The sequence below is a fragment of the Pseudomonas oryzihabitans genome, assembly GCF_006384975.1.
In the GTDB taxonomy this organism is placed as follows: Bacteria; Pseudomonadota; Gammaproteobacteria; order Pseudomonadales; family Pseudomonadaceae; genus Chryseomonas; species Chryseomonas psychrotolerans_B.
In genome coordinates this window covers 699,931-707,500 of the sequence record NZ_CP021645.1, presented here as the reverse complement: position 1 = coordinate 707,500, position 7,570 = coordinate 699,931, and the positions used below count along the sequence as shown (strand labels likewise).

7 protein-coding genes (1 of these 7 cut by a window edge) are annotated in these 7,570 nt (G+C 62.4%); 2 read left to right on the top strand and 5 right to left on the bottom strand.

Features of this window, described 5'->3' with window-relative positions; genetic code table 11:
* Positions 1-1,539 carry the 3' portion of a UvrD-helicase domain-containing protein gene (locus tag CCZ28_RS03185; RefSeq protein WP_140215846.1) on the top strand. 390 nt of this gene lie to the left of the window's left edge, so only the last 1,539 of its 1,929 coding nucleotides appear in the window; the start codon falls outside the window, past its left edge; it ends in the stop codon at positions 1,537-1,539.
* 69 nt (positions 1,540-1,608) lie between these two features.
* Here CCZ28_RS03185 and CCZ28_RS03180 read toward each other — a convergent pair whose 3' ends face one another.
* Positions 1,609-2,490, bottom strand: a complete 882-nt coding sequence (locus tag CCZ28_RS03180; protein WP_140215844.1) for a LysR family transcriptional regulator — start codon at positions 2,488-2,490, stop codon at positions 1,609-1,611.
* Positions 2,491-2,593: 103 nt separating this feature from the next.
* On the opposite strand from CCZ28_RS03180, the gene CCZ28_RS03175 reads away from it, so the two are divergent.
* Complete coding sequence (locus CCZ28_RS03175) at positions 2,594-2,992, top strand: tautomerase family protein (protein WP_140215842.1); 399 nt, start codon at positions 2,594-2,596, stop codon at positions 2,990-2,992.
* Between the two features lie 53 nt (positions 2,993-3,045).
* On the opposite strand, the gene CCZ28_RS03170 is transcribed toward CCZ28_RS03175, so the two are convergent.
* The 4 genes from CCZ28_RS03170 to CCZ28_RS03155 form a co-directional block, all read right to left on the bottom strand.
* The gene (locus CCZ28_RS03170; RefSeq protein WP_140215840.1) at positions 3,046-4,221 is read right to left on the bottom strand and encodes an L-rhamnonate dehydratase; all 1,176 of its coding nucleotides are present in this window, start codon (positions 4,219-4,221) and stop codon (positions 3,046-3,048) included.
* Positions 4,222-4,361: 140 nt separating this feature from the next.
* Positions 4,362-5,288: an amidohydrolase family protein gene (locus tag CCZ28_RS03165; RefSeq protein ID WP_140215838.1), complete on the bottom strand. Its 927-nt coding sequence runs from the start codon at positions 5,286-5,288 to the stop codon at positions 4,362-4,364.
* The gene (locus tag CCZ28_RS03160) at positions 5,285-6,211 is read right to left on the bottom strand and encodes a YncE family protein (RefSeq protein WP_140215837.1); all 927 of its coding nucleotides are present in this window, start codon (positions 6,209-6,211) and stop codon (positions 5,285-5,287) included. Before CCZ28_RS03160 ends, CCZ28_RS03165 begins: the two co-directional genes overlap by 4 nt.
* A 27-nt stretch (positions 6,212-6,238) precedes the next feature.
* Complete coding sequence (locus CCZ28_RS03155) at positions 6,239-7,537, bottom strand: MFS transporter (RefSeq protein WP_140215835.1); 1,299 nt, start codon at positions 7,535-7,537, stop codon at positions 6,239-6,241.
* Positions 7,538-7,570 lie beyond the last annotated feature (33 nt).

The following is a 7,570-nucleotide window of genomic DNA, read 5'->3' as shown; positions in this document are numbered from 1 at the left end:
GCCGGTTCGGGTAAAACCACGACGCTGGTGCTGCGGGTGGTATTCATGCTTTGTCACCTGGATATTCCACGGGAACGGTTAACGGTCATCTCCTTTACCAAGGCGTCCTGTGAAGAGTTGCGCAGCCAGCTGAAGCGCGTCCTAGCGTTCTGGGACATGCCCCTTGACGACGAGGCAACAAGAGAGCTGGTGCGAACCTTTCATTCCGCGATGGCGCAACTCGCTCGCCTGGAATTGCGGGCCACTCAGTGGTTCGAGCAGCTATCTACGAATGCCAAATCGGACGATGAGCCTGACAATGCCCTGCTAGCGGGCGCCACGCTGAATGACGGTCAGCGTGAATTGCTGTTGCAGGCTTACGAGAAGTGTTATCGCGAAGAAGCCGGATTTCGGCGACGCATTCATCTACTGCTGGAATTGGCGGCGCCCAACGAAGAAGCACCGCCAACCGATGCTCCCCTGCAGCCCTTCGTACTCAATGGCGAACGACAGCCACAACCGCTGTTCGAGCTCTTCTACAGCCAGGCGTCGTTCGCCGAGACCCTCGGAATACGCGTCGGCTCGCTCAAGAGCAGTCAGCTGGAATGCTCGACACGAGATCGAATATTCCTGGAAGCCATGCAGCAGTTCTGGCGGCATTTCGGCAAGCTGTTGAAGGAGCAGCGACTCATCACCTTCAACACCGCCTTCGCCGTACTGACGGATCGCTTGGAAAAGAAGCCCAGCCGCGCCCTTATTGGCCGTCTGGAGCCCTTTACCCATTTGCTGATCGATGAATTCCAGGACATCTCGCCGCAGATCGCCCTGTGGCTTCAACAGGTCCAACGAAGGCTCGCCGAGGAAAAGGTCGGGCCATCCCTGATGGCCATCGGCGATGACTGGCAATCCATCTATGGCTGGCGTGGCAGCTCACCGGAATTGTTCATTCATTTCGATCACTGGTTTCCCGGGCAAAATCCCAGCCAGACGTTGATGCTGGGAACCAACTATAGGTCTTCGCCGCAAATCGTAGCGGACGGGGAGCGTGTCCTGGCACAGGTGCGCCACAAACAGCCCAAGCGTACCCAGGCTTTCCATACTGCAGATGAGCAAGGGCATGGTGTGAAGGTCGTACCGCAATTCGATATCGGTCGGCAGTTGCCCTCGCTGCTGAATGAGGTCGAGGTACAGCGGCGCTACGCGGCGGAACGTGAACGGCCGGAGCGTTGCGCGGTGATGGTGATGAGCCGTCTGAATGCCCCTCTGAAAGCCCTGAACGAACAGTTGGGACGCCAGCCTGGCGTGCGAACCTGCACCATTCATCGAGCCAAGGGCTTGCAGGCGGAGGTAGCGATCGTGCTGGACGATGGCCAGCCCCAGCAGACACACCCTCTGCGCAACGCCCTTTATGCAGTCAGTGGGCATTTCCAACAAAGCTACGACGAAGCCATGGCCGACGAGGCGCTGCGTCTGAGTTATGTGGCAGTGACCCGGGGCGTGAGCCGGGTGCTGTGGTACACGCGGCAGCCGCGCGGAGCGGCAGCGATCCTGGCAGGTTGAGTCAAGCGTCGTGCCAAGGGACTCCTCCAGCAGCAGCTGGATGAGCCTGTCGTCGGAGGGTTTTGCTATCTATCCCCGCAAGGCTTCGGCAACTGCATCGCCTAGCGCCTGCAACTGCCGCGAACGCGGTGATTCGTCCTCCAGCCGAGGCCGTAATAGAACGAATTGCACTTTGGGTAGGGAAGGTAGAGCGTCTTCGTCGAGCAAGCGCAGCCCTTGCCCCGCGACAGCCGACGCATTCAGACAGGCAATTCCAAGGCCGGCAGATACCGCCGCCTGAAGGCCCGCGACGCCAGAGGCGATGTGGTTGACAACGTAGGGAATACCTTCGGATTCCAGTCGGGCGCAGGCCAGGCGGTGCAAGGAGCAGCTCTCCGGCAACAGGGCCAAGGGTACCGGCCGCCCCGCATGAAGCAGGCCCTCACCCAAGGAGCCAACCCAGGCTAACGCCTCCCGGTGCAAGGGACTGGCCGCCGCTGGCACGGCACGCTCGCCAGCCTCCAGATGCATGACGATGGCGAGATCCAGATCACCCTGACGCTGGGCAACTTCCAGATCGTCGCTTCTGCCTATACGAGTGCGCAGGCGTAGCCGGGGAAGCTGGCGATTCAGGCGTGCCAAGAGGCGCGCCAGATCCGCCGGACGAAAGTAGTCCGTCACGCCGAGGCTGGCCTCACCTTCGAGGGGAACCTCGTGCAGATCGCGCCAAGCCGCATCGGCCATGGCCAACAGCGGTCTGGCGTGTTGCAGCAGCCGCTCACCTGCAGCGGTAGGCCTGACCCCGGTCTTACTGCGAATCAGCAATGGCTGCCCGGCGCGTTCTTCCAGCTTTCTCAGCTGCTCGCTCAGCGCTGACTGGGACAGGCAACGCAGTGGCACCGCAGCCGAAAGGCTACCTGCATCTACAGCTGTCACGAGGGTACGAAGGTGTTCAAGATCGAAACCTTGCATAAGCATCCATTCCATAAACCGATGGATAGCATTTTATCTTCCCGCTTTTCCGCTGCAAATGCGTTGCGCAGACTGGCTACCACCATCCAATGAGGAAGTAGCCATGCCCCATATCGTTCTTCATTTGTCCGGCGCGAGAGATGAAGCGCTTGGCCAACGTGCAATGGAAGTTATCAATCGCCTTGTGGAGGAGCATCTAGGCAAACGCACCGAGCTGATGGCGACAACCGTTCACTACATACCCGACGCAGACTGGTTCTTGGGTGGCCGGTCACTGGCGACGCTGGGCGGTAGTGCCTTCCATCTCGACATCAGCATCACTGACGAGACGAATACCAAAGGTGAGAAGGCGCGCTTTCTGCGTGAAGTCCAGGCTGCCATGGCGACGCTAAGACCCGATCTACACGACTTATGCTACGTACATCTGATCGATGCACGAGCGGCGGCCTATGGCTATGGAGGCCGCACTCAGGAGTGGCGACACCAGCAGGCTGGGGTCTAGGCAAGGTATCCGCACCTGCCATCGCCAGCGACGGCAGGTACGGACAGGAGCCTTCACTCGATCACATCGAAATCCTTGAGATGCTCTTCCGAGAGTTCAAGCCCGAGGCCAGGTTTGTCGTCGTCCAGTTGCAGGTAGCCACCGACCGGCTGGGGTTCGCCCTTGAACACGTAATAGAAGAGCTCGTTGCCCACTTCCACGTCGAATACCGGGAAGAATTCGGCCATGGGCGAGGCGGTGCTGGCCATGGTCAGATGGTAGTTGTGCATCTGGCCGGCATGGGGGATGACCGGGACCGACCAGGCCTCCGCCAGGGCGTTGACCTTGCGTGCGGCAGTGATGCCGCCGACGCGATTGGTGTCGTACTGGATGACGTCCACGGCGCGGCGTTCGAGGAGGTCCTTGAAGCCGTAGGAGGTGAATTCATGCTCACCTCCGGAGATGGGCATGATGCCCATCTTCTTGAGTTCGACGTAGCCTTCGAGGTCGTCGGCGATGACCGGCTCTTCCAGCCAGCGCGGTTCGAACTCGGCCAGCTTGGGCAGCATGCGGCGGGCATATTCCAGGGTCCAGCCCATGTAGCACTCCAGCATGATGTCGACATCGGGACCGGCCAGCTCGCGCAGGGCACGCACCTGCTCAATGTTGCGCCGCATGCCGGCGGGGCCGTCCTTGGGACCGTAGCCGAATCTCATCTTGAGGGCATTGAAGCCCTGGCTGAGATAGCCCTGGGCCTCTTCCAGGAACAGGTCCAGGTTGTCGTTGGCATAGAGCTTGGAGGCATAGCAGGGGATCTTTTCCTTGGTGCGGCCGCCGAGGAGCTTGAACACCGGCTTGTTCACGGCCTTGCCCATCAGATCCCAAATTGCCAGGTCGACAGCGGAGATGGCGGCCATGCCGATACCCTTGCGACCCCAGGCATGGGTACGGCGGTACATCTTCTGCCAGAGGTATTCGTTGTCGAAGGGGTCCTGGCCCAGGACGATGGGCGTCAGGTACAGGTCGATGATCTCCTTGGCCACCCGTGGTGCCAGGGCGCAGTTGCCGAGGCCGACCAGGCCGCTATCGGTCTCGATCTCAACCACCAGCCAGCCGTGGAAGCGGAAGGAGCCCATGGCGTCCCCGCGCTCGTAGAGGATATCGGTGGCATTGGTACAGAAGTGCGCCTGAGGCGGGACAACCTTGCCTTTCCATTCGAAGACGCGGGTACGGACGCTGGTGATTTTCACAATGTGACTCCTGGATTCTTAGAGGTTCACGCCAAGGCGTGTAGTCGACTGTAGGAACTAGGCGACACCGGCACTAATCAATTCCTCGCATGCATCGATAACCTGAGGAAATGGCAAGTCCGCAATAGCTGTGAGAGCTGTTATGGCACCGGAATGGTCAGGGGAATGCGGTAGACCCGCTGGGCCGTACGCCAGAAGAAGGCTTCACGCTGAGCAGGTGTGTCCTGAGCGAGGAAGGCTTCGAAATGGGCGACCAGTTCGGTGTAGCCGATGCGCAGGCTGGCGACCGGGAAGTTGCTGGCGAACAGGCAGCGCTCGTGACCGAAGAGCTCCAGGGTGTCACGCACCAGACGGTAGTTCTGCTTCACGTCCCAGCCAGGTTCGGGCAGGCCGAACTCCGAGACCTTGACCGCGACGTGCGGCAGCCGTGCCAAGGCTTGCATACCCCTTCGCCATAGCGCCAAGCCCGTGGGGCTACGATCCCAGGGCAAACCCGTGTGATTGAGGACGACAGTCAGTTCGGGGTGGGCTGCGAGCAAGGCCGCAGCCTCCTCCAGGTGCCACCAGGGCACGCGCAGATCCCAGCTCAGGCCCAGCCGCTCAAGCAGCGCCAGCGCCGGATGCCAGGCCGGGTCCTGCAGGCTGCCTGGCTGGCCTCTAACCTGCTCGCTTTCGCCAGGGCTACGGGCGGTCAGCGGCTTGTAACGGATGCCTCGCAGCAGCGGGGACTGCCGGTGGGCCTCGAGTATTCCTTCCGCAGCGGGCGACAGTAGCGGCGCCCAGGCCACCAGCACGTTGGGCAGCCCGGTACGCGCCTGTTGCAGGGTCAGCCAGCGCGTTTCCGCCACCGGATCGGCGCGGGAGTGCTCGGCTTCGCAATGCACCGAGGCCAGTAGCCGGACACTGGCGGTATCGCGCCGGAAATCCTCGGGCAGATAGTTGCGGCGCAGGGCCCGATAGTCGCCGAGGAAGAAGCCCGGCTCGCCCTCCCCCTGCAGCCAGGGATAGTCGAGCCGGCCAAGGTCCCAGAGGTGGTGATGGGCATCGATCAGGACCCGCTGCGTCATGCCACTATGACCTGGGACACGTCGGGCTCCAGCAGGGTCTTGAAGTAGCGCCGCATCTGCCAGGTCTCCAGATCGAGCATGCCCACGCGTTGGTCCTTGAGAGTGACGAAGGCCAGGTCGCGGGTGGGATGCAGGCTCATGGCGATGGCGGTGCTCTCCAGCTCGATGCGCCCGAGCGGTTGTAGACGCTCGTCGAACACCGACAGCGAGGTTTCGCCGTAGTTGGTGACATAGAGACGGTCGCGGCGGTCACGATAGATGCGTGTCGGATCACGACCGGTGCGGCCGCGGGCGACGATTTCCAGACTCTGGGTATCGATGGCGACGATGCCGTCGTCGCCGCGGGTGCTCACATAGAGCAGGCACTCGTCACGGCTGAAGCAGTTGCCTTCCGGACGGTTGCCGGGCTGCAACGGTTCGGGAGCGCGAGTCGGATCCTGGGGCGCGAGGCGGGTAACGGTATTGCTCAGCAGGTTCAGCGCGAAGGCCGTCTCGCCATTGCGACTCAGGGCCACCAGGTGGCTCTTGTAGCCGCCCGAGGGTACGGCACGATCGGGGACGTCGCGGCGCTCCGGCTCGTCGAAGATCAGCAGGGTGGAATCGGCTTCACTGAGTACGTAGAGGCGCCCCTGTTCATCCAGCGCCAGGCCGTGGGGACGCCGATAGGGCCAGATATCCAGGGTCCGTACATGCTTGCGTGCCTGCAGGTCGATGACGAATACCGAGCAGCCGCCCTCGCCCTTGTGGCTCGAGGTTTCGATACCGTAGTGGCCGACATAGGCGTAGCGATTGGCGGCATCCACCACGAATTCGTGGGGAAACTCGGGTAGCTGGATGTGTTCGAGGGCATCGCCACTGTCGACATCGTAGAAGCTGAAGGTGTGGGCGCACTTCTCGACCAGCAAGAGGATTTCACGACTCATGGGTTCACTCCAGAGGAATTGAGGGGATCAGCGTTCGCAACGCCGGGGTAGCAGCAAGGCCAGCAGCGCCGCGGTCGCCAGGGAAATCGCCAGGCAGTACACGCCGGTACCCTGGTCGTAGCGCACGATGAGTACGCCGACCAGATAGGGTCCGCAGAAGCCGCCCAGGTTGCCCAAGGCATTGATCAGGCCGCGAGCGCCACCGGCGGCCTCGGCGCTGAACAGCCGCGGTGGGATGGTCCAGAAGACGCCTGCCGCGGACTGCAGGAAGAAGCCGCAGCCGACCAGGGCCGCATAGGCCAGCCACAGGTGCTCGTGCAGGGTGACGGAGAGGAACAGGCAGGCAGCGAAGCCGGCCAACGGCAGGCAGACGAAGAGACGCCGACGGCCAGTGCGATCCGACAGGTTGGAAAACAGGAACATGCCGGCCAGGGCGGCGAGATACGGCAGGATGGTCAGCATGCCGACCATGCCCATGCCACTGTGGGTGAGTTCCTTGAGGATGCTCGGCAGCCACAGGGTGTAGCCGTAGATGCCGAACTGATAGAAGAAGTTGACCGCGATGAGGTGCCAGAGCGTGCGCTCGGGCAGGATCTGGCTCAGGGACTGCTTGGCCTCGCCTTGGGCGCGTAGCCGCTGCTGTTCGGCACCCAGGGTGTGCACCAGGTAGTCGCGCTCGGCTGCGGATAGCCATTTGGCTTCCTGCGGACGGTCGCTCACCGTCAACCACCAGAGCACCATGACCAGCGCCGAGCCGATCCCGGCACTGATGAACAGCACGCGCCAGTCGAAGACGGCGATGATCCAGCCGGACAGCGGCGCGCTGAGGATGCCCGCCAGGGGGACGAACATGATGACGATGGCGTTGGCCCGGCCCCGTTCGTGGTCCGGGAACCAGTTGGCGATCATGGTCAGCACCACCGGCAGCATGCCACCCTCGGCCACGCCCAGGGCGAAGCGCAGGAACAGCAGCTCGTACTCGTTGCGTACCAGCCCGGTGAGCACCGAAATGATCGCCCAGGCCAGCAACGACCAGCCGATGAAGGCCTTGCCGCTGCCGTGCACGGCGATCTTGCCGCCGGGAATCTGCAGGAACAGATAACCGATGAAGAAGATGCCGCCGGCGAAGCCGACCATGCTGGCCGATACGCCCAGGTCGCTGGCCATGCCCCCGGGCATGGCGAAGGCGATGCTGATGCGGTCGACGTAGGACATGATGCAGGCGATGAGGATCGGCGGAATGACCCGCAACCAGCGCTGTTGGGTGACCTGCGCCTGGATGTGCGTGGACGCGGGCAAGCCGGACTCTTCGATGAGGCTGCTCATGAACGGGCCTCCGCGCTCAGCGAGACGGCCAAT